The sequence below is a fragment of the Rhodococcus sp. OK611 genome (genome assembly GCF_003050885.1).
In the GTDB taxonomy this organism is placed as follows: Bacteria; Actinomycetota; Actinomycetes; order Mycobacteriales; family Mycobacteriaceae; genus Rhodococcus_G; species Rhodococcus_G oryzae.
The window spans coordinates 168,484-192,460 of the sequence record NZ_QAOZ01000003.1 but is presented as its reverse complement, the minus strand read 5'-3'; the positions used below and the strand labels follow the sequence as shown (position 1 = coordinate 192,460).

The window sequence follows — 23,977 nt, the reverse complement described above, 5'->3', positions numbered from 1 at the left end:
GATCGTCGCACCCGTCGCGCGTCAATAGCGTCGGTGCCGAGAGTTATCGGGCGACAATCGAGGAGAACCCCACCATGAGAAGCAGACTCGTAGCCTCCGGGCTCGCCGTCGCGGTCACCGCCCTGCTCGTCGGCGCGACGCCCGCGCTCGCGCAGCCGCAGGCACCCGCCACCGCCACCGGCGCGGCGGTGCAGCAGGCGATGGACCGCATCCTCGCGAACGGTGCGGTCGGTGTACAGGTCCGGACGACGTGGGACGGACGGACCACGACCGCCACCGCCGGTTCGAGTGTGCTCGGCACGCCATGGGCGGTTCCCGACGACGGCCGGTTCCGGATCGGCAGCGTGACCAAGACGTTCGTCGCCACCGTGCTGCTGCAGCTGGTGGAAGACGAACGGGTCGAGCTGGACGCGCCGGTGGCCCGGTACCTGCCCGGCCTGTTGCCCGACGGCGACACCATCACCGTCCGGATGCTGTTGCAGCACACCAGCGGGCTGTACAACTACACCGATTCCCTCCCGCTGGACGACGGCGAGTTCCTCAGCATCCGGTTCCGGCCCTACACCCCGAACGAGCTGGTGGACCTGGCGACGAGCAAGCCTCTGAACTTCGCGCCCGGAACCGACTGGGCCTACTCCAACACCAATTACATCGTGCTTGGCATGCTGATCGAGAAGGTGACCGGACGATCCTGGGACACCGAGGTCGCCGCTCGGATCACCACACCGCTCGGGATGCTCGCGACCAGCGCCCCGCACGGCAGCGTGTTCATCCCCGGACCGCACGCCCGCGGCTACCACCCCGTCGCGGGGGTGCCGGTGGACACCACCGAACTCGACCCGAGCTGGGGCGGCGCCGCGGGCGAGATGATCTCCACCACCTCCGACCTGGACCTCTTCCTGACCGCACTGGCCGACGGGCGTCTCCTGCGGCCCGCCCAGCTCGCCGAGCTGACCTCCGCCCGGTCGATCACCGACGGGCACGGCTACGGGCTGGGCGCCCAGTCCAGGAACACCCCGTGCGGGGTGACGGCATGGGGTCACAGCGGCGGCATCCCCGGCTACACCACCCTCGCCTTCACCACCCTCGACGGCAGCAGGCGGATGGAGGCGTCGGTGACCAATGGTCTCGGCCCCGACTCCGAGGACGCCGTCTACGGGATCGTGGACGCGGCCATCTGCGGCTGACCCGCCCTCGGTCAGCGGGCGCGCTCCAGCCGATCCCGGAGCTCGCCCGCGGCCGCGGTGACGGCGGTCAGGTCCGCCGGTTGCACGATCTCGCGGGTGGCGTCCGCCTCGAGCAGCCCGAGCTGAAACCCGATCGCGGTGAGGCGACCGTCATCGGTGGTGGCCGCCGCGCTGTCCCGCAACAGCCGGATCAGCGCGAGCGCGACGGTGGGCTCGCGCGCGCCGTAGCGCCGGATCTGGGCGCAGGCCAGATCGAGATAGTCGGCGAAGGTGTAGGCGGGGACCGTGACCGTGCGGCCTCCCGGGCCGGCCGGCAATACGAGCGACCCGAGGTCCCGACGGGAGAGCGAGGACATGATCGCGGTGAGGTGATCCAGTGCCTGGACCGCCGTGTACGGGTCGTTGATGGCGGGGGACAACGCCTTCGAGGCGACGTCGACGAGCTGACGCATGCCGAGCGCGGCGTCCTGCTCGAGTGTCCGCTCGAACCCGATCCGCACGGACTGCTCGACCGCGCGGCCGACCCCCACCGCGTCGAAATCGCGGCCGGCCTCGCTCCACACCCAGGCCAGCGGGGTGGATCCGGCGGCGATGTGGTCCCCGACGCGGGGCGCGATCTTGATGGTCACCCCGTGCCGTGCTGCGTGCCCGACCAGCTCGTCCGGGTGCACCGCCTGCACGTAGCCGGTGCGGCTCGAGGGCACCACCGTCGCCGACGGCGGCGGGTCAGGGAGCGCCGACGGCGCCGTGGTGCCCGGCAGCCCGTGCCGCACCACCTCGCGCGTGTTCCGCTCCACCGTGCGCATGACCTCGTCGATCTGCAGCGAATGGGTCAGGTGGTGGATCTCGTAGACCAGCGCGCCCAGGCTGAGGAACAGCAGCACCATCGCCCAGCTCACCGCGAACCGCGGATAGTCCGCGGTCCGGCTGCCCGCGGACACGCCAACCGTGTAGAGCCCGGCGATGCTGTACGCGAAGGTCGCGACGAAGACGCTGAGCACCACCTGATTCGGGCGGTCACGCAGGAAGTTGCGCAGGATCCGCGGCGAGAACTGGGTGGACGAGAGCTGCAGCGCCACCACGGTGAGCCCGAGGGTCAGCGCGATGACGGTGATCATCGTGCCCGCCGTGCCGATGAGCAGCGTGCGGGCGTCATCGGGGGTGCCCTGGAACGCCAACCGGTGCATCCAGGTGCCGGGGCGGGTGTTCACGGACGACAGGATCGACCCGAGGGCCAGCGCCAGCACCACGGCTATGGCGGGTAGCACCCACAGCGCGCCGCGGAGATACTCCCAGGCTGCCTCGCGCCTGCGCACCCCCGAAGCGTACGCCCGCCGATCGCGCTGCGCGGATGGCCGATCCGTGACCTCGGGAGCCGAACGGCGAGCTCAGAACGGAACGGGACCTCAGGAACCGAACGGGTTGGCGGAGCTGCCGAAGTCGCCGAGGCCGCCGCCGTAGATGTTGAGGTCCACGTTGCCGTTCACGCCGGGGATCCGGCCCGTGCTGGTGTACTGCCAGAACGTCCAGTGCCGCCAGCCGCCGGGCAGCGGGCCGGGCTCGTCCCTGCCGTTGTAGTCGGCGATCCAGAGCGGGTAGTTGGAGAACTCCGTGGTGTTCGCCATCGCGGTGCGCCAGAAGTTCGGGTACGTGTAGATGATCGGCTGCTTGCCGGTGAGCGCCTGGACGGAGTTGAGGTAGCGGCGCGTCCAGTCGATCACCGCGGCGGGCGGCAGGCCCTTGGCGTCCTCGATGTCGAGCACCGGCGGCAGTCCGTCGCCCCCGATCACCGGGAACGACGTCGATGCGAAGAACGCGGCCTGCGCCTCGGGCGACTCCCGGACGTCGGCGTAGTGGTAGGCGCCGCGGGACATCCCGGCCGCGCGCATGCCGATCCCGTCCTGCACGAAGAACGGGTTGACGTACCAGAGTCCCTCGGTGGCCTTGACCATCGCGAACTCGTGGCCGGAGGCGCGGACGGCGAACCAGTCGATGCCCGACCCGCCTGGGTGTTGCCACGAGGCGACGTCGGGACCGTTGTACGGTTCGGCGCTCGCGGTGCCAGGCACGGCGAAGGCGAGGGCACCGGCCAGCAGCACCGGGACCAGGCGGGTGACGGCTCGGACACGCTTACGACTCGACGACGTCATCGCCCGAGACTAAACCGATATTTCGGACACGACCACGAAACCGAGGATGAACTTTTGGCGTCGGCCCGCCCGCGTCACCCGCAGTTCGACATCACGGTCTCGGCATAGTGCGTCAGGGCTGCGACCTTCTGGCCCAGCGGCTCCGTGTCCTGCGCGACGCTGTAGGGGTCGCGGAAGCCGACGATCACGTCGGTCACGCCCTTGTCCTCGAGTCGCCTGATCCCGTCGACCGTGTAGGCCTGTGGCGAGATCACGTGGATCTCGAACGGGCTGTTCTCCGTGCCCTCCTCCCGGCGCATCCGCTGCAGCTTCGCGAGCAGGACGTCGAGTTCCTCGTCGCCGCCGCCCGCATGCATCCACCCGTCGCCCCGGACCACCGCGCGCCGGAGCGCGGCGTCGCTGTGCCCGCCGACGAGGATCGGGATGGGCTCGCTCGGTACCGGGCTCAGCTTGATCGCGGGCAGGTCGAAGATCTCGCCGTGGTACTCGAAGTAGTCACCGCTCACCAGACCGCGAAGGATGTCGATCGCCTCGTTGGTCCGCTTGCCGCGCCGCTCCCACGGCACGCCCAGCACCTCGAAGTCGTCCGGCCACGGGCTCAGACCGATTCCGAGGCTCAGCCGGTTGTTGATCATGTAGGCCACCGAGGTGGCCTGCTTGGCGACGAGGACCGGGGGACGGATCGGCAGCTTCAGCACGAAGGTGGTGAAGCGCAGCGTGGTCGTCGCCATCCCGAGCGCGGTGGCGAGGACGAACGCCTCGACGAACGCCTTGTTCTCGAGGAACTCCCTGCTTCCGTCGGGCGTGTAGGGATAGACCGAATCGGATTCCTTCGGATAGCAGAGGCTGTCCGCGATCGACATCCCGTGATAGCCGGCCTCCTCCGCCGCCTGCGCGAGCGGCACATAGAAAGCCAGGTCGGTCATGGCCTCGGCATAGGTGAATCGCACAGCCCTGCTCCTTCGGTCCGGTGTGGTCTACGTCATACCTGACCCGACGCACCCGGGGTACCGAATCCCGACCTCCCGCCCAGCGAGACGAAATCGGCGGGTGGGTTCAGCCGAGCCAGTCCAACACCGCGGCCGCGGTCCAGGACTGCTGCATGCTGCCCAGCGGTGCACCGGTGAACGGCTCGTAGTACTCGGCGAAGCTGCCGTCGGCGGCCTGTCGCAGGCCCTCCGCCCGCAGGTGTCGGGCCCGCTCGGCCCACCCGCGGCGGGCGAACGCCCAGGAGAACAGCCAGGTCATCACCGGCCACACCGGGCCGCGCCAGTATTCGCGCGGCCGGAAGTCGCCCGAGACCGGCGAGGTCGACGGCGGCACCGCGTACCGAAGATCCGGATGACCGCAGAACCGCGGTCCCTCGAAGATCCGCACCAGCGCGCGCTCGGCGTCGCGGTCCAGCCCGCCGCACAGCAGCGGGGCGAACATCGCGAGCGTCTCGGTGGGGATCCAGCGCCCCGACCGCAGGTCGAAGTCGCGGGCGGCGCCCGAACGCGGGTCCGTGGTGGCGATGGTGCCCCGCTGGAACTTCTCGGCCCAGTACCGCAGGTCCCGGACATCGGACTTCGGCGCCGAATGCTCCTCGCCGATGGTGGCGAGAACGTCGCAGGCGAGCGAGAAGACGGCGCTGACGAACACGTCCTCGACGGCGAAGCTCATCGTGGACGCCAGCTCGGCGTCGTCGTAGCGCGCCAACTTCATCTCCTCGAGCAGCCACAGGTAGCGGTCGTACTCGGCGTTCGAGGGCCGCTGCGTTGGGTCGGAGATGATCGCGGTGTCCTCGCGCAGATAAGGCGGCACCGGTCCCGGAATGACGTTCGCGTACGCGGCATCCCAGCGTGGCGAGTTGTCCATGCCGGACTCCCAGCCGTGGTACAGGCTGATTCGTCCGTTGTCCTTCGGGTCACGGGCGGTCGCGAGCCACCGGTGCCAGCGCACCAGGTCGCCCCAGCGCCGGTCGAGGAACTCCTCGGCCACCGCCCGGGTGCTGCGACCGTGCCTGCGGGAGTGGTCGAGGATGCGCTGGACCGCGATCGCGTGCACCGGCGGCTGTGTGATGCCCGAGGTCTGCGGGACGACGGGGGCCGTCGCCGCCAGATCCCCGCAGGCCCAGCGCGCGGGTCCGGGGAAGTACCCGTCGACGCCGTTCGCGAACACGATGTGCGGGATCATTCCGTTGCCCCACTGCGCGGACAGCAGCGTGTCCAGCTCGACGACGGCCCGCTCCACGCTCAGCGGCGCCAGTCCGACCGCGACGAACGCCGCGTCCCAGCTCCACATGTGCGGGTACAACCGCGGCGCCGCGCTGGTCATGGTGCCCAGGTCGTTGCCGCGCAGCAGGTACGCGGCCCGGGCCGCGAGCTGCGTCGGGATGAATCCGGGATCGGCGGCCATCGTCCTAGTTTGCGTCCGCCGCGCCGATTGCGCCCGTCGGGGTGACGTCTCGGGCCTTCCTTGGTGAGAAATGCCCACACCCGGGGTCCGTCGCACCACCCCAAGGGTCCGTAGTCACCGGGGCCGCGGCCAACAAGTGTTGAGGAAGTTCCCAGCGCACCCCGAACTCGTCATTCGACAGCATCGTGCACCCCGAGGAAAGAGCCCCCGTGTATCCCGATTTCGTTTCACACGTCCGCGCCCAGGCCGACGTTCACGGCGACACCCGCTTCTACGCCTACCACCGCGAGGTCGGGCTCGAGCTGGTCGAGGAGGTTCTCAGCTTTCGCGAGATCGACCGCAGGGCCAGGGCAACGGCCGCTTGGCTGTCGCAGCGTCCGGAGGCCGACCGACCGGTCCTGCTGCTGTACCTGGACAGCATCGACTTCCTGCCCGCCTTCCTCGGCTGCTTGTACGCGGGAGTCATCGCCGTGCCCGCCCCGCTGCCGCACGACCAGCAGAGCACACAGCGGGTCGCCGGGATGCTCGACGACGCCGACATCGGCCTCGTCCTCACCACCTCCGCCTACGCGGAGCTCCTGACCGCGTGGATCGCCGACAACGGGCGCGCCGAGACGGTGTCCTGCGTGTACACCGACGCCGACGACCTGGGCGACGCCGAATCATGGCGGATGCCCGACCTCGACGGAGACACGGTGGCCTTCCTGCAGTACACGTCCGGTTCGACGAGCGAACCCAAGGGCGTCATGGTGACCCACGGCAACCTGCTGCACAACGAGGCGACCATCGCGGCGACGGTCGGCTTCGACGACGCGGCGACCGGGGTCAGCTGGCTTCCGCACTTCCACGACATGGGCCTGATCTCGATGCTGCTGCCCCTCTACGCCGGGGGTGACCTCGTGTTCATGTCCCCGTTGGCCTTCCTCAAGCGGCCGGTCCGCTGGCTGGAGATGATCGACCGCTACCGCGCCGAGTTCACCCTCGCACCGAACTTCGCCTACGAGCTGGTCGCCCGGCGCGCGACCGACGAGCAGTTGGCCGGGCTCGACCTGTCCTCGCTCCGGGTTGCCCTCAACGGTGCGGAGCCGATCCGGTCCCGCACCCTCGACGCCGTGATCGAGCGGCTCGGGACCGCTGCATTCCCGCCGAACGCGTTCGTCACCGCGTACGGCATGGCCGAGCTGACGCTGCTCGCCACCGCGAGCCGGGTCGGCGACCCGCCGGTCCGCATCGACGTCGACGCGGCGGCCCTGGAACGCAACGTGGCCGTACTGACCACCGACGACACCGGCGTCCGGCTGGTCAGCAGCGGACCCCCGCGGGATCTCGACATCCGCATCGTGGACCCAAACACCGGAATAGCGCTGCCGGACAACCGAGTCGGCGAGATCTGGGTTCGGGGAGCGAGCGTCACCGCCGGTTACTGGAACCGCCCGGACGAGACCGAGGCCAGGTTCGGCGCCGAGCTGGCGGGGGAGGGGGCGTACCTGCGCACCGGGGACCTCGGCCTGCGCCACCAGTGCCACATCTTCGTCACTGGCCGGCTGAAGGATCTCCTGATCATCAACGGGCGCAACCTCTATCCCCAGGACATCGAAGAGGTCGTCCGTGACGTTCATCCCGCTCTCGCCGGGACCGCCGGGGTGGCTCTCTCGATCGACGCCGGTCAGCAGGAGCGACTGCTGGTGATCCAGGAGGTCCGGACCGCGCTGCTCGACGGCGCCTCCCTGGCCGAGGTCACCTCGCTGATCAAGGTCGCGGTGTCCCGACATTTCGACGTACCCGCCCCCGATGTTGTCCTGGTCGATCGTCGGGGTGTGCACCGCACGACCAGCGGCAAGGTTCAGCGCCGCTCCATGCGCACGTCGTTCCTGGAGAACCGGATCCACCCGCTGCTCCACGAAGACATCGCCACAACCGTGCAACGGCTGCGCGGCTCCGCGTAAACGCGGTCCGCTGCCACTCACCCCGGAACCACGAGGAGTACCCCCATGTCCAACACAATCTCCACCCCCACCGCCGCCGCTCTCGCGCCGATCACGCGCTGGCTCGTCGAACGGGTCGCCGGCTACCTCGACGTCCCCGCCCGGGACATCGATCCGACGACGCCTCTCGCCGAGATCGGGATCGATTCGGTATTCGCACTGAGCCTGTGCGGCGACGTCGAGGAGAGGTGGCGGATCCCGGCGGATGCCACCCTGGTCTTCGACTACCCCACGATCGCGGAGATCGCCGGATACCTCGCGGACGAGCTCGCGCCGAAAGCGGCGGCATCATGACCGACATCGCGATCGTCGGACTCGACTGCCGGTTCCCGCAGGCCCCGAACCCGGAAGCGTTGTGGGCGTTGCTGATGGACGGTGCGGACGGCATCACCGAGATCCCCGCGCAACGGTGGCGCGCCGACGACTTCTATGACCCGGAGGGCGGCCCCGGCAGCGTCAACAACCGGAGCGGCGGCTTCCTGAGCGACGCCGACGCCTTCGACCCCGAGTTCTTCGGCATCCCCCCGCGCGAGGCCGAGGCGATGGATCCACAGCAGCGACTGCTGCTGCAGGCCGCCTGGCACGCGTTCGAGGACGCCACGCTCGATCCGCGCGCCCAGGCAGGCTCGAACACCGGCGTCTACGTCGGGGTGATGGCGAACGAATGGGCGAACCTGCACCTGAGCGACTACGCGAAGATCACACCCCAACTCGGTTCCGGAAACGGATATTTCATGACCGCGAACCGGATCTCCTACCAGCTGGACCTGCGAGGCCCGAGCATGGCGGTCGACACCGCCTGCTCGTCCTCGCTGGTCGCCGTCCACATGGCCTGCGCGGCCCTCCGGGCGGGCGAGTGCGATCAGGCCCTCGCGGGGGGTGTCAACATCATCCTCACGCCCACCCTCAACGTCTTCTACGCCCAGGCCGGGCTCTCCGCGCCCGACGGGCGCTGCAAACCGTTCAGCGAGAATGCCGATGGCATCGGCCGCGGCGAGGGTGTTGCCGTAATCGCGCTGCGCCGCCTGGATGACGCTCAGCGCGAAGGACTTCCGATCTATGCGGTGATCAAGGGCAGCGCGGTCAACTCCGACGGCCGCAGCAACGGGATCACCGCGCCGAACCGCTGGGCGCAGCAGCAGGTCGTCGGCGAGGCGTACCGGCGCGCGGGTGTGCACCCCGAGCAGGTCGCCTTCGTCGAGGCCCACGGCACGGGGACCGTGCTCGGCGACATGATCGAGGCCAAGGCACTCGGCCATCTGCATGCGGTGCCGCGGCCGAAGCCCTGCGCGATCGGCTCCATCAAGGGCAACCTCGGCCACACCGAGGGCGCCGCCGGCGTCGCCGGACTGATCAAGGCGGCACTGAGCCTGCACCACCGCATGGTTCCACCCAGTCGATTTGCCGCACAGGAGAATTCACGCCTTCGCCTGGCCGACCACGGCCTCGACCTGCTCACCGAGGCGCTGCCCCTACCCGAAGGCGCGGTCTACGGCGGCGTGAGCAGCTTCGGCATGGGCGGCACCAACGCACACCTGCTACTGGGGAGCGCACCCGAACGCGCACCGGCCTCCGAAGGCCCCGGCGGTGGAGTGCTCACCGTCTCCTCGTCGAGCCGGGACGGTTTGCGGCGAAACGTAACCCGGATGGCCGATGATCTCGCCGGACTACCCGAGGGACGGCTGGCCCAGATGTGCTGGTCCAGCAACAAGGTCAAGTCGTCCGGGCGCCATCGCCTGGCCCTGCCGGTGCGGGACCGCGACCAGGCGGTCTCGGACCTACGCGGGTTGGTCACCGACGACGACCGGTTCGCCGCCGCGGCGGGCCTGGCCGGGGGAGTGAGCACCGGGTGGCTGTTCACCGGCCAGGGTTCGCAGTACCGGGGCATCTCCGTTGCGCTGCACGCGGAGTCCGGGAGCTACCGGCGCGCGCTCGCCGAGGTGGACGAGCGGATGGCGACGCACCTGGGCCGGTCGATCCGAGACCTGATGCTGGGCGGAGAGGACCTCGACCGGACCGAGCACGCACAGCCGGCCATCTTCGCGGTGCAGTACGCGCTGGCACGGACACTCACCGAGTCCGGCGTCGAACCGTCGTGGGTCATCGGCCACAGCATCGGCGAGTACGCGGCCGCGACGCTCGCCGGGGTGTTCGGCCTCGACGATGCCTGCCGGCTGGTCGTCGCGCGGGGACGGCTCATTCAGCAGCTCCCCGCCGGCGGCGCCATGCTCGCCGTCCGCGCCGCCGCGGCGGAGGTCGCCGACCTCCTCGTGGACGAGCCCACGGCGGCGTGGCCGCCGTCAACGGCCCACGCGAGCTGGTGCTCTCGGGCGCCGCCGAGACCCTCGCGCGGATCGCCGAGGAACTCACCGCCCGCTCCGTATCCGTCCGGACGCTGCCCGTCTCCCATGCCTTCCATTCCCCGCTGATGGAGCCGATGGTGGCCGCGTTCGCCGCCGTCGCCGCGGACTGCACCTTCGAGCCGCCCCGCATCCCGGTCTACTCGACCCTGCGTGGGGGCCTCCTCGGCCTCGGCGATCCGATGGACGCCGACTACTGGACCGAGCACATCCGCGGGACGGTCCGGTTCGGCGATGCGTTGGCGGCCGGGCTGGAAAGTGGTCCCACCCACCTGATCGAGCTCGGGCCGAGGCGCGTACTCGCACCGATGGTCGCCCGCGCCAATCCCGAACTCACCTGCCTCGTTCCCTGCCCGGGTCCGGCGGCGACGGGGCGCGAGCTCACGGAGGTCGTCACGGCCCTGTACCGGGACGGCCACAACCCGAACTGGGATGCCCTGTACGAACCGGCGCAGCGGGTTCGTACGGCGCTCGGCGGCTACGACTTCGACACCACCCACCGCTACTGGACGCATGGCGTGTCCGCACCATCGACGAATTCGACGGCACCGGAACAAGAGTCACCCGACGATGCCCCCATACCCGCACGCAGCGAGGACACCACCATGGACAACCTGATCTCCCTCTTCCGTGAGCAGACCGCACTGCTCGCCGCCGCCCAGTCCGGCCCGGCCGCAGCGGGCGCCGGGCCCGACACCGTGACCGCCACGGCGGCGGCCCGGCCGCAGGCGACCGCCGTGTCCCCGGCGTGCGAGGTCACCGCCGACACCGTCACCGCCGCGGTCAGGGCCGAGATCGCCCGGATCGCAGGCTATTCCGCCGACACACTTCGGTCCTCCCAGACGATGTCCGGCGAGCTCGGGTTCGACTCGATCATGGTGGCCGACCTGGTGTCCGGGCTTGCGCGCAGGTTCCCCGAACTCACCGCCGAGCCCGCCTGGTTCTCGCCGACCAGCACAGTCGGCGACCTGGTGGCCCTGGTGTCCGCGCAGCTCGGCGCGGCGCCCGCCCCAGCGGCGCCGGACAAGGCGGCCGACACCGGGTCCGCGCGTCCCGTCGCGCCGCCGATCGCAGCGACTGACGAGATCGCGACCGAGACCTACCGCATCGAGCAGTTCCCCGAGGTCAGGGAGATCGCCGAGCGATTGACTCTCGGCGAGGCCACCGGGCTGTCCAACCCGTACTTCCTGGTCAACGACGGGATCACCAGGGACACCTCGATCATCGACGGGCAGGAGGTCCTCAACTTCTCCAGCTACAACTACCTCGGCATGTCCGGCCACCCACGCGTCGTCTCCGCGGTGCAGGACGCGGTCGCCCGTTACGGCAGCTCCTGCTCGGCCAGTCGGCTGATCTCCGGCGAGAAGCCCCTGCACGGGCAACTCGAGGCGGAGCTCGCCGGGCTGCTCGGCACGGAGGACGCCATCGCGCTCGTCAGCGGCCACGCCACCAACGTGACCGTGATCGGTCACCTCGTCGGCGAGGGCGACCTCGTCATCCACGACAGCCTGGCCCACGACAGCATTCTGCAGGGCTGCAAGCTTTCCGGCGCCACCCGAAGGTCGTTCCCGCACAACGATCACGCTGCCCTCGACGCCATCCTCACCGAGATCCGGCCGCGGTTCCGCCGGGTGCTGATCCTCATCGAGGGCGTGTACAGCCAGGACGGTGACATCCCGGATCTGCCCGCCCTGATCGCGGTCAAGCGCAAGCATCACGCCCTGCTGATGATCGACGAGGCACACAGCATCGGGGTGCTGGGTGCCACCGGCGGCGGCATCGGCGAGCACTTCGCCGTCGACCGTGCCGACGTCGAGCTGTGGTCCGGCACGATGTCGAAGGCCCTGGCGGGGTGCGGGGGTTACGTGGCCGGCAGCCGCGCGTTGATCCAGTACCTCAAATACACCACCCCCGGGTTCATCTACAGCGTCGGCATGACACCGTCGAACGCCGCCGCCTCGCTGGCCGCCCTGCGGCAGATGCGCACCGAGCCAGAGCTTTTCGAGCGCCTGCACCGGCACTCCCGGCTCTTCCTGACCCAGGCCGTCGAGGCCGGGCTCGACACCGGCGACAGCTGCGACACCCCGATCATCCCCTGCATCGTGGGCGATTCGATCAAGACACTGAAGCTGTCCAACGCGCTGCTCGCCCGGGGGATCAACGTCAACCCGATCCTGTACCCGGCGGTGCCGGAGGATCAGGCCCGGCTGCGCTTCTTCGTGACGTCCTGCCACACCGAGGATCAGATCCGCTACACCGTGAAGACCACGGCCGAGGAGCTCGCCCTGCTGGAAGAGGGGCACTGATCATGGAGACCGCGCCCCTGACGCCCTATCTCGAGGACGGGGTCGGATCCGACACGGCGCTGCGGATGTTCTGCTTCCATCACGCGGGCGGCGAATCGTCGATGTACCGGGCGTGGCATCGCGCCCTCGGCCCGCACGTCACCGTCGTGCCCGTGCACCTGCCGGGACGGGGCAGGCGGGCGGAACACGAACGGTTCGTCGACCTCGACCTGCTGCTGGACGATCTCGAACACCATCTCGCCGAACACCTCTCGAGCCCCCACGTGTTCTTCGGGCACAGCATGGGCGCACTCGTCGCGTACCGGCTGGCGCGGCGCCGCGATGCGGGCGGCCACCGGCTGCCCGAGGCGCTGCTGCTGTCGGCGTACGCGGCCCCGCACCTCCCTGCACCGCTGCCGCCGATCGACCACCTGGACGACGCCCTGCTCGCTCGGTTCCTCACCGCCATCGGCGGGCTGCCGGCCGAGATCCTCGGCTGGCCCGCCTGGCTGGACGCGGCGCTACCGGTGATCCGGGACGACGTCCGGATGTGCGCGGATCACCGGGATCCCGGCGAGGCGCCGCTGGCCTGCCCGATGCACCTGTTCGGGGCCGATGCGGATCCACTGGTCGGCGAGCTCGACCTCCGTGCCTGGAGCCGGCACACCACCCACCCGACCGACCCGCAGATCCTCGAGGGCGATCACTTCTACCTCGACGAATCACCCGACGAGCTGTTCCGCCTGATGCGGCCGCTGGTCCGCGGCTACGCGCGCGCCGCCTCCGCCGACCGCGAGGAGTGATCGGATCATGGTCACGAATCACGCACGGAAATCGAGTGGCAGGCTGCGTGACGGACCAGTAAGTTCGATAGCCACCCCACCCTGTTCCGTCGGCCGCCGGGGTGACCCCAGTTCCCACCACCCGAAAGGTCCACCGTGACCGAGTCCACCCGTCTCGAGACCGATGGCGTCGTCGTCGGCGACCGAATCGAACGGCGCCACCTCCAGGTGATCGGTGTGCTGTTGGTAGCCACCTTCGTGGTGATCCTCAACGAGACGGTGATGACCATCGCCATCCCGGTCCTGCAGGTCGAACTGGGCGTACCTCCGAGCGTGGGGCAGTGGCTCACGACCGCGTTCATGCTCACGATGGCGGTGATCATCCCTCTCACCGGCTATCTCATGCAGCGCATCCCCACCCGCACCCTGTTCACGCTCGCCATGTCGCTGTTCACGGCGGGAACTCTCATCGCGTTCGCCGCACCCGGCTTCGGTGTGCTGCTGATCGCCCGCATCGTGCAGGCATCGGGTACGGCCATCATGCTGCCACTGCTGATGACGACGATCATGACACTCGTACCGGTCGCGCGCCGGGGGGCGATGATGGGAAACATCTCCATCGTGATCGCGGTTGCGCCTGCCCTCGGCCCCACCGTGTCGGGATTCATCCTCGACCACTTCGGGTGGCGCTGGATCTTCGGATTCGTGGCCCCGTTCGCGTTGGCGACGCTGGTCATCGGCGCACGATTCGTCGTGTCGGTGTCCGCGACATCAAAGGCACGCATCGACCTCTTGTCGGTCCCACTCGCGGTACTCGGATTCGGTGGACTCGTGTACGGCCTGGTGAGCATCGGTGAATCGGCGCAGGGATCCTCGACGACCCCGGTGTGGTTGCCGTTCCTCATCGGTGCGGCCGCGATGTTCGGCTTCATCGCACGACAGTCCAGGCTGCAACGCGAGGATCGCGCCCTGCTGGACCTGCGCGTGTTCGGATACCGCCAGTTCACCATCTCCGTTGTCGCGATGCTGGTCGGCATGGGAACGATGATGGGCACCTTCATCATCGTCCCGTACTTCGCGCAGTCGGTGATTCACCTCGACCCGTTCGAAACGGGTCTCATCACCCTCCCCGGCGGCCTGCTCATGGGTCTCGCCGGGCCGATCGTGGGCCGCATCTACGACCGGCGGGGTCCACTCGTCCTGGTCATCCCCGGATCGATCCTCGTCAGCATCGGTGTGTGGATGCTGACGGCGGTGAGCACTTCGACCTCGCTGTGGTGGCTGCTGTTGTCGAACATGGCGCTGTGCCTTGGTCTGTCGGCGACGTTCACACCGCTGATGACATCGGGATTGGGATCGGTGGCCCCGCACCTCTACGCGCACGGTTCGGCCGTTGTCGGCACGTTCCAGCAGGTTGCCGGTGCCGCGGGCACGGCATTGTTCGTCACGGTGATGACGGTGGTTTCCTCGCGATCCGTTGACCCTGCCGATTCACCCGAGGCCATCGTCGAGGGTGTGCGGGCGGTCTTTCTCCTCGCCGGGATCCTGTCGTTCGTACTGATCGCGGTGTGCCTCTTCGTTCGCAAGCCGGCGGACTCGGTGGAACCGGCGGACGGCGCGGTAGACCACCCAGCCACCGCACCTGTGGACGTACCTGCTCAGCGCCCATGAAGGGGGTAACCCTTCAGGGGGCGCGAACGGCGGTTCATGTCACCCGCGTCCGTGCCTCAGCGACACGATGGTGGCGAGGATCTTGTCGGTCTTGGCCGTGCGGGTGAAGCTGGTCAGCGCCATCAGCGCGGGCATCCGCCTGCGGGCGACGGCCTTCGAGTAGGTGAACTCCTTGAGCCCGTCCGGGCCGTGGATGCGACCGAAGCCGGACTGGCCGACCCCACCGAACGGCAGCGAGGGGATCGCCGCAAACGCGATCACCGAGTTCACCGCCGTCATCCCCGACCGGATCCGGCGGGCGAGCTCGGTGCCGCGGCGCTTGCTGAACACCGCCGACCCCAGTCCGTAACGCGAGGCGTTGGTGAGCTCGATCGCCTCGTCCATGTCGCGAACCCTCGCGACCGTCAGCGTCGGGCCGAAGGTCTCCTCGGTCACCGCGATCGAGTCCTCGGGGACATCGACGAGGATGGTCGGCTGGACCAGGCTGTCTCCCACCGAGTCCGGGCCTCCGACCACCGCGCGGCCGCCCCGCTTGATGGCGTCGAGCACGTGGCTGCGCACCACCGCGGACTGGGTCGGCATGGTCATAGGGCCGATCTTCGCCTCGGGATCGGTGCCCGCACGCACGCCATCGGCGAGCGCGACGAGCTTGGCCAGGAACGGCTCGTACACCCGCTCGTGCACGTACACCCGCTCGGTCCCGACGCAGGTCTGCCCCGCGTTCGACATCCCGCTCCACAGCGCCGCGTCGGCGGCGGCGTCGAGGTCCGCGTCGGCGTCCACCAGCAGCGCGTCCTTGCCGCCCGCCTCGATGACCACCGGCGTGAGGGTGTCCGCGCAGGCGGCCATCACCTTCTTCCCGGTGGCGGTCGATCCGGTGAAGGCGAGCTTGTCGACGCCGGAGCGGCACAGCGCCTCCCCGGTCGGCCCGAGACCGGTGACCAGCTGCAGCACCGGCTGATCCGGAACCACCTGCGCGAAGGTGTCGACGAGCCAGGCCCCGACACCGGGGGTGAACTCGCTGGGCTTGAAGACCACCGCGTTACCCGCCGCGAGGGCGTAGGCGATCGAGCCCATCGGCGTGAACGCGGGATAGTTCCACGGCCCGATCACGCCGACCACCCCGAGCGGGAGGTACTCCACGCTCGCGGAGTGGTCGATCATCTCAAGGCCCGACGGAACACGCTTGCGCCCCAGCACCTTCGGTGCGTTCTTGGCCGCCCATGCGAGATGGCCGATCGCCATCACGGCCTCCAGCTGGGCATCGGAATGCGGCTTGCCGGTCTCGGCGTGCATCACCTCGGCCAGCTGGGCGATCCGGCGGGTGAGCACCCCGGCCCACGCGTCCAGGTGGGTCCGGCGCTCCGCGAAGCTCAGCCCGGACCACCACTTCGCCGCGGCCCGCGCGCGCTCGACCGTGGCGGCGACCGCCTCCGCGTCCTGCACGGGGTAGGTGCCGACGACCTCACCCGTCCCGGGGTTCAGCGAGTCGAAGGTGGCGCCCGCATCGGTCGTGGGGTCGGTCTCGAGCGTGGTCATGTGATGTCCTCGAATCTGGTTGTGGGAGAGATGGTCATCGCGGTGCCGGTGTGTCGATCACCGTCTTGCCGAGGATCAGGTCCGCGGCCCTCTCGGCGATCATGATCGTGGGGGCGTTGGTGTTTCCGCGGGGCACGGTCGGCATCACGGAGGCATCGACCACCCGCAGCCCCTCGACCCCGTGGACGCGCAGCTGCGAATCCACCACGGAATCCTCGCCGTCGCCCATCGCGCAGGTGCCAACGGGGTGGTAGAGGGTCTGGCACCAGGCGCGGATGTGATCGACGAGATCGCCGTCGCTGTCCATCCGGATCGGCAGGCTCGGCCCGTCGAGAAACGCCGCGATGGCGGACTCACCGGCGATGTCGACGGCGCGCCTGCAGCCGGCCAGCATCGCATCCATGTCGACCTGCTCCTCGAAGTACGCGGGATCCATCTCGGGCCGCCACAGCGGGTTCGCCGAACGTAGCCGCAGCCGGCCGCGGCTCGCGACGTCGACCAGGGTGACCCCGGCCGTGAACCTCTTGCCCACCGGTTCCCGGAGTCCGTTGTCGTAGAAGCCCGAGGCGGCCACCAGGATCTGCAGGTCCGGCGCCGGGAGACCGTCGCGGCTGGCGAAGAAGGCACCGCCCTCGCCGACGTTGGACGCCAGCGGTCCGCGCCCGGTGGCCTGCCACTGCGCGAGCCGCAGCGGGGTGGAGAAGTCGGCCAGATCGGTGGTGTTCCTGGTGTCCCACAGCATCGGGGTGACCGGGTGGTCCTGCAGGTTCTCACCGACCCCCGCCAGGTTCACCGCCACGTCGATGCCCAGTTCACGCAGGTGGTCGGCGGGGCCGATACCGGAGAGCATCAGCAGCTGCGGGCTGTTGACGGCTCCGCCGCTCAGGATCACCTCGACGGACGCATGGGCGGTGCCCTCGACACCGCCACGCAGGTAGCGGACGCCGACCGCGCGGTCCCCGCGCAGCAGCACTCGCGTGGCGTGGGCGCCGGTACGCACGGTGAGGTTCGGCCGCCCGAGCGCCGGCCTGAGGTAGCCGTCGGCGGTGGACCAGCGCCTGCCCTTGTGGCAGGTGACCTGGTACCGGCCCGCCCCCTCCTGCTCGGCGCCGTTGAAGTCCTCGGTCGGCTTGATCCCCGCCGACACCGCGGCGGCGACCCAGGCGTCGGTCAACTCGTGCGTGTAGCGGCGGTCCTCCACGCGCTGCGGGCCGTCGGTGCCGTGATACGGACCCGAGAGGCTCGAATTGTGTTCCGCGCGAATAAAATACGGCAGCACATCCTGGTACCCCCAGCCCTGCGCTCCTTGCTCGTCTCGCCAGCCGTCGTAGTCGGCACGGTTGCCCCGGATGTAGATCATCGCGTTCATCGACGAGCAGCCACCCAGCGCCTTCATCCGCGGCCAATACGCGCGGCGCTCGTCCAGGTGCTTCTGCGGGGTGGTCTCGTAGTTCCAGTCCCATTTGGTCTTGAACAGGGTCGGGAAGGCCGCCGGGATCTTGATCTCGTCGGCGTCGTCCTCGCTGCCTGCCTCGAGCAGCAGCACGGAGACGCTCGGGTCCTCCGTCAGGCGGGCCGCCAGCACGCATCCGGCGCTACCCGCCCCGACGATGACGTAGTTGAACACGTCCTGTTTCAAGCCAGCCTGCTCCGACGCGGTTTCTCCAGCCACGGGTGCTCCTCGACCTCGGTCGTGCCGCCGCGGCGCGACGGATGTCTCACCGCACCGTCCAGTCTAGGAATACCGGAGCCGACACCACAGCCTTTGAAGAATCCGGGATGCTCCCCGCTCAGCAACTGAAGCGAGGGATACGCAAACACGGATGATCTAGGGCTGCACTTCCGCATTCACAGATCTAGAGTGAGTTTGAGGACGCAGATAAGAACATAGACGGGAATGCTCATGTCATCGATACGGATCAAGGACGCGGCCGCGCTGCTCGGGGTCAGCGATGACACCGTTCGTCGCTGGATCGACGGCGGCAGCCTCGCCGCAACCAAGGACGAGTCGGGGCGCAAGGTCGTCGACGGCAAGGCCCTCGCCGATTTCGCCCGCGAGCACGCAACGCCCCCGCCGGACCCGCTCGGGGTGGGCAGCTCCGCCCGCAACCGCCTGGTCGGCCTGGTCACCAAGGTGACCGCCGACAAGGTGATGGCCGAGGTGCAGATGCAATGCGGCCCCTTCACCGTCGTCTCGCTGATGAGCAGCGAATCCGCGGCCGAACTCGGGCTCGAGCCCGGGAAGGTCGCCGTGGCGGTGGTCAAGGCGACCACCGTGATCGTCGAAACTCCAGGAGGAATGTCGTGACCCGCAGTTCCCGCGCGATGCGCATCGGCCCCACGGCCGCCGCGCTCGCGGCCCTGGCCGCCGCTACCCTCGTCGCCGGCTGCTCCAGCTCGGACTCCACGCCGGCCGGGGACACCACCACGTCCGCGGCGGCCTCCCCGGTCACCGGCGACATCACCGTCTTCGCCGCGGCCTCGCTGAAGAAGACGTTCACCGAGCTCGGCGAGAAGTTCGAGGCCGAGCACCCCGGCACCAACGTCGAGTTCAGCTTCGCCGGCTCGTCCGACCTGGTCGCCCAGCTCTCCCAGGGCGCGCCCGCGGACGTGTTCGCCTCCGCCGACACCAAGAACATGACCAAGGCCGTCGACGCCGGGCTCACCGCCGCCGCCCCGGTGAACTTCGCGACCAATACGCTCACCATCGTGACCCCACCCGGCAACCCGAGGCACATCGCCACCTTCGCCGACCTCGCGAACCCCGGCAACCAGGTGGTCGTGTGCGCGCCGCAGGTGCCGTGCGGGGCGGCGACCCAGAAGATCGAAGAGGCAACCGGCACCGACATCACGCCGGTCAGCGAGGAGGCCTCGGTCACCGACGTGCTCGGGAAGGTCACTTCCGGCCAGGCGGACGCCGGGCTGGTCTACGTCACCGACGCCGCGGGCGCGGGCGCCGCCGTCACCACGGTCCCGTTCCCCGAGTCGTCGGGCGCCGTGAACACCTACCCGATCGCCGAGCTCAAGAGCTCCGAGAACAGCCCCGTCGCAGCAGAGTTCGTCGAACTCGTCACCGGGCCCACCGGCCGCCAGGTGCTCGCCGGGGCGGGATTCGCCGCACCGTGACGCCCCTCGGGGTGCTCCGCACCGTGACCCGCTCCCGGGGACCCGGGGGCGAGGTCGCGGTGGGACTGCCCCGATGGGTGTACCTCCCGGCCCTGCTGGGCGCATGCTTCGTGATCCTGCCGCTGGTGGCAATGCTGCTGGAGATCGACTGGGCCCACTTCGTGCCGCTCGTCACCTCCGAATCATCCAGGGCCGCACTGCTGCTGAGCATGAAGACCGCAACCGCGAGCACGGTCCTGTGCGTGCTCGTCGGGGTCCCGATGGCGCTCGTGCTGGCCCGCAGCAGCTTTCCCGGCCAGTCGGTGCTGCGATCGCTTGTGCTGCTGCCGCTCGTGCTGCCCCCCGTCGTCGGCGGCATCGCGCTGCTCTACACCTTCGGCCGCCAGGGCCTGCTCGGGCATCAGCTCGAGGCGTTCGGGATCCGGATCGCGTTCACCACCACCGCGGTGGTCCTCGCGCAGACCTTCGTCGCGCTGCCGTTTCTCGTCGTCAGCCTCGAGGGCGCGCTGCGCACGGCCGGCAGGCGCTACGAGACCGTGGCCGCCACCCTCGGCGCCCGGCCCACCACCGTGTTGCGCCGGGTCACCCTCCCGCTCGTGCTGCCCGGACTGATCTCCGGCGCCGTGCTGGCCTTCGCGCGCTCTCTCGGAGAGTTCGGCGCCACCCTCACCTTCGCGGGCTCGCTGCAGGGTGTCACCCGGACCCTGCCCCTGGAGATCTACCTGCAGCGCGAGACCGATCCGGAGGCCGCGGTGGCACTGTCGCTGCTGCTCGTCCTTGTCGCCGCGCTGATCGTGATCGGCACCAGCAGGCGCCGGTCCGGCGGTGTGCTGTGAACCGGGCCGCCGAGACCACGGCCCGGGCGACGGGCCGCGACGGGCTCCGGGTCCATGCCCGCCTCGACCATCGCGACGTCGACCTCGACCTGGACCTCGAGCCCGGGCAGGTGCTGGCCGTCCTCGGCCCGAACGGGGCAGGCAAGTCGACGTTGCTCTCGCTGATCGCCGGGCTGGTCCGGCCCGACCGGGGACGCGTCGAACTCGAGGGACGGGTGCTCACCGACACGGCGTCGGGGGAGTTCGTACCGGCCCACGCGCGCGGCGTGGCGATGCTGTCGCAGCAGGCGTTGCTGTTCCCGCACCTGAGCGTCGCCGAGAACGTCGCGTTCGCGCCGCGCAGCCGGGGCGAAACCCGTTCCGCGGCACGCGGGATCGCCGACCGCTGGCTGCACGAGGTGGAGGCGGACGAGCTCGCGAGCAGGCGGCCGACGCAGCTGTCCGGCGGCCAGGCCCAGCGCGTCGCGATCGCCCGCGCCCTCGCCGCCGACCCGCGACTACTGCTGCTGGACGAACCCATGGCGGCCCTCGATGTCGGCTCGGCGCCCGCGGTGCGCCGGCTGCTGCGCCGGATCCTGCGGGAGGAGCGGCGTACCGCCGTGCTCGTCACCCACGACCTGCTCGACGCCCTCGCGCTCGCCGACCGCGTGATCGTCCTCGAGTCCGGGCGGATCGTCGAACGGGGGAGCGTGCGCGAGGTGCTGACCTCTCCGCGCAGCGCCTTCGCCGCCCGGATGGCGGGGGTCAATCTGGTGTCCGGGACGATCGAGGAGCAGGGAATTCTCCGGACATCCTGGGGCACAACGCTGTCCGGGATCGGCGAGGCCGCAGTCGGGTCCGATGCCGTCGCCCTGTTCCGGCCGGGCGCGGTCGCCGTGCACCTCGAGCCGCCACCACACGCCAGCCCCCGCAACGTGATCGCGGTGACCATCGCGGAGCTGGACGTGCACGGGGCCACAGTCCGGGTCAGGGGAGTGGACCACCCGGACGGCAGCACCGGACCCGCCGCCGATGTCACGGCGGCCGCGGTCGCCGACCTCGACCTCGCCCCGGGGCAGCACGTCTACTTCGTCGTCAAGACGCAGGAGATGGAGCTGCATCCGGCGCTGGCCCCGACCGCGCCCGCGCGCCCGACGGACAACTAATCGGTCGCGGATGTCGGTGGGTCTGCTTATCGTGAGCCCATGAGCATCCCAGCCATGATCAGCGTCTCGGGGCTCGCGCGCACGTTCACGACCAAGACCGGACCCGTCGAGGCCGTCAAGGGCATCGACTTCCAGGTGTACGAGGGCGAGATCCTCGGACTGCTCGGTCCCAACGGTGCGGGCAAGACGACCACGCTGCGCATGATCAGCACCCTCATCAACCCGACCGCGGGCGAGGCCACGGTCTCCGGCGCGGACCTGCGCCGGGACCCACGCGGGGTCCGCTCCCGGATCGGCTACGTCGCGCAGGGCGGGTCGACCAACGAGGAGGAACTGGTCCTCGACGAACTGATCCTGCAGGCCAGGCTGTTCGGGCTGAGCAAGGCGGCCGCCGTCGCGAACGCCGAGGCGCTGCTCGCCGCCCTCGACCTGGACGGCCTCGGCGGCCGAAAGTGCAAGCAGCTCTCTGGCGGTCAACGGCGACGGGTGGACATCGCGCTCGGACTCGTGCACCAGCCGAACCTCATCTATCTCGACGAGCCGACCACCGGACTGGACCCGCAGAGCCGCGCCAACCTGTGGGACCACATCCGCTCGCTTCGCGATCGCGGCACCACCATCGTGCTCACCACGCACTATCTCGACGAGGCCGACGCCCTCTGCGACCGCATCCTGGTGATGGACCACGGGGAGATCGTCGCGGAGGGAACCCCGGACGAGCTCAAGCGGCGCATCTCGGGCGACGTGATCAGCCTCGAGATCGCACCCGAGCTGGCCGCGCGCGCGATTGCGGTCGCCGACGACGCCCTCGACCTGCGCTCGCAGCTGACCGAGGGCCACCACGTGCACCTGACCGTCGAGCACGGCGACGCGGCGGTCATCCCGCTGTTGCACGCGCTGCAGGGCGCAGGCATCGTCCCCGGCTCGCTGACCGTGAAACGACCGAGCCTCGACGACGTGTTCCTGACCGTGACCGGACGATCCCTTCGGGACGGAGACCGAGCATGAGCTTCCTCAACGAGACCGGCCTGATCTTCTGGGCGCATCTGCGCGCGAACCTGCGCAACCCGCTGTGGGTCCTGATCGGGCTGACCCAGCCGATCCTCTATCTGGTGCTGTTCGGCCCGCTGCTCGAGGGCGTCGCCGGCTCGATGGGCGCGGGCACCGACCCCTGGCTGGTGTTCACGCCAGGACTGATCATGCAGATCGGACTGTTCGGCTCGATGTTCGCCGGCTTCGCGATGGTCTACGAGCTGCGCGCCGGGATCATCGAACGCCAGCGGGTCACCCCGGCCAGCCGCGGGGCACTGCTGCTCGGCCGGGTACTCAAGGACATGGTGGTGCTCATGGTCCAGGCCACCATCCTGACCCTGGTCGCGGTGGTCCTCTTCGACCTGCGGCCCAACCCGCTCGGCTTCGTGCTGACGCTGATCCTGGTCGCCATCATCGCGGCCGGGATGTCCTCCGCCTCGTACGCGCTCGCCCTGGCCACACGGTCCGAGGATTCGCTGGCCTCCGTACTGAACATGGTTTCGGTTCCGCTGCTGCTGCTCTCGGGAATCCTGCTGCCGATGACCCTCGGCCCCGGGTGGCTGCAGACGCTGGCGCGGCTCAACCCGCTCTCGCACACCGTCGACGCCGCCCGCGCCCTGTTCCGCGGCGACTTCGGGTCCTCCGACGTCTACATCGGGACCCTCGTCACCGTCAGCCTCGCGCTGGTGCTGGGCCTGATCGGGGCCCGCACCTTCGCCAAGGAGAACGCGTAAGGCGCCCCGACGGTTCGGCTAGCCTCGACTCCATGCGTCCGACTGCACTGATCACGGGGGCGAGCCGCGGGCTCGGCGCCGCCATCGCCCGCGAGCTCGCGCCCACCCACGACCTGCTGCTCGGCGCGCGCCGCCCCGAGTCGCTGCAGCCGATACTCGCGGAGCTGCCCGGTGCCGTCGGCTGGCCGGCGGATCTCACCGACCACGCCGCGGTCGCCGCCGCGGTCGCGGGAATCGAACGCCTCGATGTCCTGGTGCACAACGCGGGGGTAGTCGAGCTCGGCCCGGTAGCCGAGATCCCCGCCGAGGTGTGGCGCCGGACGTTCGAGGCGAACGTGGTGGCCGTCGCGGAGCTGACCCGGCTGCTGCTGCCAGCACTGCGCGCGGCGAACGGTCATGTGGTGCTGATCAATTCGGGTGCCGGGATCCGTGCCAACGCCGGCTGGGGCGCCTACGCTGCCAGCAAGTTCGCCCTGCGCGCGTTCGGCGACACGCTGCGGCTGGAGGAGCCCGCCCTGCGGGTGACCTCGATCCACCCGGGACGGATCGACACCGACATGCAGCGCGACATCATCACGACCGAGGGCGGCGAGTACGACCCGGACCAGTTCCTCAAGGCAGGCACGGTCGCGGGCGCGGTTCGGGCCGCGATCGAGACGCCGCGCGACGGACACCCGACCGAGGTCATCCTGCGTCCGATCGCACGGTAGTCCGTCCTCCCGGACGCCGCGGCGGCTCCGGTGTCGCT

20 protein-coding genes are annotated in these 23,977 nt (G+C 69.9%); 14 read left to right on the top strand and 6 right to left on the bottom strand.

What is annotated here, in order from left to right:
• Positions 1-74 precede the first annotated feature (74 nt).
• Positions 75-1,187, top strand: coding sequence for a serine hydrolase domain-containing protein (locus C8K38_RS04775; protein WP_097210812.1), 1,113 nt, complete (start codon positions 75-77; stop codon positions 1,185-1,187).
• 11 nt (positions 1,188-1,198) lie between these two features.
• Here the strand turns inward: C8K38_RS04775 and C8K38_RS04770 are convergent, their stop codons facing one another.
• The 4 genes from C8K38_RS04770 to ggh form a co-directional block, all read right to left on the bottom strand.
• Complete coding sequence (locus C8K38_RS04770) at positions 1,199-2,503, bottom strand: DUF2254 domain-containing protein (RefSeq protein ID WP_097210811.1); 1,305 nt, start codon at positions 2,501-2,503, stop codon at positions 1,199-1,201.
• 90 nt (positions 2,504-2,593) lie between these two features.
• Positions 2,594-3,337: a glycoside hydrolase family 25 protein gene (locus C8K38_RS04765; protein WP_097210810.1), complete on the bottom strand. Its 744-nt coding sequence runs from the start codon at positions 3,335-3,337 to the stop codon at positions 2,594-2,596.
• A gap of 74 nt (positions 3,338-3,411) precedes the next feature.
• Positions 3,412-4,287, bottom strand: a complete 876-nt coding sequence (locus tag C8K38_RS04760; protein WP_097210809.1) for a TIGR03619 family F420-dependent LLM class oxidoreductase — start codon at positions 4,285-4,287, stop codon at positions 3,412-3,414.
• Between the two features lie 106 nt (positions 4,288-4,393).
• Positions 4,394-5,734: a glucosylglycerate hydrolase gene (gene ggh, locus C8K38_RS04755; RefSeq protein WP_077039987.1), complete on the bottom strand. Its 1,341-nt coding sequence runs from the start codon at positions 5,732-5,734 to the stop codon at positions 4,394-4,396.
• A 209-nt stretch (positions 5,735-5,943) separates the two neighbouring features.
• On the opposite strand from ggh, the gene C8K38_RS04750 reads away from it, so the two are divergent.
• The 6 genes from C8K38_RS04750 (at position 5,944) to C8K38_RS04730 (ending at position 14,817) form a co-directional block, all read left to right on the top strand.
• Positions 5,944-7,680: a fatty acyl-AMP ligase gene (locus C8K38_RS04750; RefSeq protein WP_097210808.1), complete on the top strand. Its 1,737-nt coding sequence runs from the start codon at positions 5,944-5,946 to the stop codon at positions 7,678-7,680.
• A gap of 45 nt (positions 7,681-7,725) precedes the next feature.
• On the top strand, positions 7,726-8,013 hold the full coding sequence (locus C8K38_RS04745; RefSeq protein ID WP_097210807.1) for an acyl carrier protein: 288 nt from the start codon (positions 7,726-7,728) through the stop codon (positions 8,011-8,013).
• Complete coding sequence (locus C8K38_RS27505; protein WP_257017180.1) at positions 8,010-10,148, top strand: type I polyketide synthase; 2,139 nt, start codon at positions 8,010-8,012, stop codon at positions 10,146-10,148. The genes C8K38_RS04745 and C8K38_RS27505 overlap by 4 nt, the downstream gene beginning before the upstream one ends.
• Positions 10,040-12,385: an aminotransferase class I/II-fold pyridoxal phosphate-dependent enzyme gene (locus C8K38_RS27500; protein ID WP_257017225.1), complete on the top strand. Its 2,346-nt coding sequence runs from the start codon at positions 10,040-10,042 to the stop codon at positions 12,383-12,385. Before C8K38_RS27505 ends, C8K38_RS27500 begins: the two co-directional genes overlap by 109 nt.
• Positions 12,386-12,387: 2 nt before the next feature.
• On the top strand, positions 12,388-13,167 hold the full coding sequence (locus tag C8K38_RS04735; RefSeq protein WP_097210806.1) for a thioesterase II family protein: 780 nt from the start codon (positions 12,388-12,390) through the stop codon (positions 13,165-13,167).
• 135 nt (positions 13,168-13,302) lie between these two features.
• The gene (locus tag C8K38_RS04730; RefSeq protein WP_097210805.1) at positions 13,303-14,817 is read left to right on the top strand and encodes an MDR family MFS transporter; all 1,515 of its coding nucleotides are present in this window, start codon (positions 13,303-13,305) and stop codon (positions 14,815-14,817) included.
• 39 nt (positions 14,818-14,856) lie between these two features.
• Here C8K38_RS04730 and C8K38_RS04725 read toward each other — a convergent pair whose 3' ends face one another.
• Together C8K38_RS04725 and C8K38_RS04720 are read right to left on the bottom strand one after the other, a co-directional pair.
• The gene (locus tag C8K38_RS04725) at positions 14,857-16,356 is read right to left on the bottom strand and encodes an aldehyde dehydrogenase family protein (protein ID WP_097210804.1); all 1,500 of its coding nucleotides are present in this window, start codon (positions 16,354-16,356) and stop codon (positions 14,857-14,859) included.
• A gap of 34 nt (positions 16,357-16,390) precedes the next feature.
• Positions 16,391-18,028: a GMC family oxidoreductase gene (locus C8K38_RS04720; RefSeq protein ID WP_257017179.1), complete on the bottom strand. Its 1,638-nt coding sequence runs from the start codon at positions 18,026-18,028 to the stop codon at positions 16,391-16,393.
• A 231-nt stretch (positions 18,029-18,259) separates the two neighbouring features.
• Between C8K38_RS04720 and C8K38_RS04715 the strand changes: the two genes are divergently transcribed.
• From C8K38_RS04715 to C8K38_RS04685, 7 genes are read left to right on the top strand one after another with little or no spacing between them, the layout of a single operon-like run.
• Positions 18,260-18,664, top strand: a complete 405-nt coding sequence (locus C8K38_RS04715; protein ID WP_097210918.1) for a TOBE domain-containing protein — start codon at positions 18,260-18,262, stop codon at positions 18,662-18,664.
• A 17-nt stretch (positions 18,665-18,681) separates the two neighbouring features.
• Entirely contained in the window at positions 18,682-19,482 is an 801-nt protein-coding gene (modA, locus tag C8K38_RS04710; RefSeq protein ID WP_097210917.1) for a molybdate ABC transporter substrate-binding protein, read from the top strand.
• Positions 19,483-19,505: 23 nt separating this feature from the next.
• Positions 19,506-20,318: an ABC transporter permease gene (locus C8K38_RS04705; RefSeq protein ID WP_097210916.1), complete on the top strand. Its 813-nt coding sequence runs from the start codon at positions 19,506-19,508 to the stop codon at positions 20,316-20,318.
• Positions 20,315-21,463 (top strand): sulfate/molybdate ABC transporter ATP-binding protein, encoded by a 1,149-nt coding sequence (locus tag C8K38_RS04700; RefSeq protein ID WP_097210802.1) that lies wholly within the window; start codon positions 20,315-20,317, stop codon positions 21,461-21,463. The genes C8K38_RS04705 and C8K38_RS04700 overlap by 4 nt, the downstream gene beginning before the upstream one ends.
• A gap of 39 nt (positions 21,464-21,502) precedes the next feature.
• The gene (locus tag C8K38_RS04695; protein ID WP_245221096.1) at positions 21,503-22,471 is read left to right on the top strand and encodes an ATP-binding cassette domain-containing protein; all 969 of its coding nucleotides are present in this window, start codon (positions 21,503-21,505) and stop codon (positions 22,469-22,471) included.
• The gene (locus C8K38_RS04690; RefSeq protein ID WP_097210800.1) at positions 22,468-23,229 is read left to right on the top strand and encodes an ABC transporter permease; all 762 of its coding nucleotides are present in this window, start codon (positions 22,468-22,470) and stop codon (positions 23,227-23,229) included. The genes C8K38_RS04695 and C8K38_RS04690 overlap by 4 nt, the downstream gene beginning before the upstream one ends.
• Positions 23,230-23,261: 32 nt before the next feature.
• A complete protein-coding gene (locus tag C8K38_RS04685) occupies positions 23,262-23,939 on the top strand; it encodes an SDR family oxidoreductase (protein ID WP_097210799.1) in 678 nt (225 codons plus the stop codon).
• Positions 23,940-23,977: the final 38 nt, after the last annotated feature.

Excerpts from the sequence above, each read along its gene's own strand:
- C8K38_RS04775 (WP_097210812.1), top strand. The coding sequence starts at position 75 with ATGAGAAGCAGACTCGTAGCCTCCGGGCTCGCCGTCGCGGTCACCGCC.
- C8K38_RS04765 (WP_097210810.1), bottom strand. The coding sequence starts at position 3,337 with ATGACGTCGTCGAGTCGTAAGCGTGTCCGAGCCGTCACCCGCCTGGTC.
- ggh (WP_077039987.1), bottom strand. The coding sequence starts at position 5,734 with ATGGCCGCCGATCCCGGATTCATCCCGACGCAGCTCGCGGCCCGGGCC.
- C8K38_RS04745 (WP_097210807.1), top strand. The coding sequence starts at position 7,726 with ATGTCCAACACAATCTCCACCCCCACCGCCGCCGCTCTCGCGCCGATC.
- C8K38_RS27505 (WP_257017180.1), top strand. The coding sequence starts at position 8,010 with ATGACCGACATCGCGATCGTCGGACTCGACTGCCGGTTCCCGCAGGCC.
- C8K38_RS04735 (WP_097210806.1), top strand. The coding sequence starts at position 12,388 with ATGGAGACCGCGCCCCTGACGCCCTATCTCGAGGACGGGGTCGGATCC.
- C8K38_RS04725 (WP_097210804.1), bottom strand. The coding sequence starts at position 16,356 with ATGACCACGCTCGAGACCGACCCCACGACCGATGCGGGCGCCACCTTC.
- C8K38_RS04715 (WP_097210918.1), top strand. The coding sequence starts at position 18,260 with ATGTCATCGATACGGATCAAGGACGCGGCCGCGCTGCTCGGGGTCAGC.
- modA (WP_097210917.1), top strand. The coding sequence starts at position 18,682 with ATGCGCATCGGCCCCACGGCCGCCGCGCTCGCGGCCCTGGCCGCCGCT.
- C8K38_RS04695 (WP_245221096.1), top strand. The coding sequence starts at position 21,503 with ATGAGCATCCCAGCCATGATCAGCGTCTCGGGGCTCGCGCGCACGTTC.
- C8K38_RS04690 (WP_097210800.1), top strand. The coding sequence starts at position 22,468 with ATGAGCTTCCTCAACGAGACCGGCCTGATCTTCTGGGCGCATCTGCGC.
- C8K38_RS04685 (WP_097210799.1), top strand. The coding sequence starts at position 23,262 with ATGCGTCCGACTGCACTGATCACGGGGGCGAGCCGCGGGCTCGGCGCC.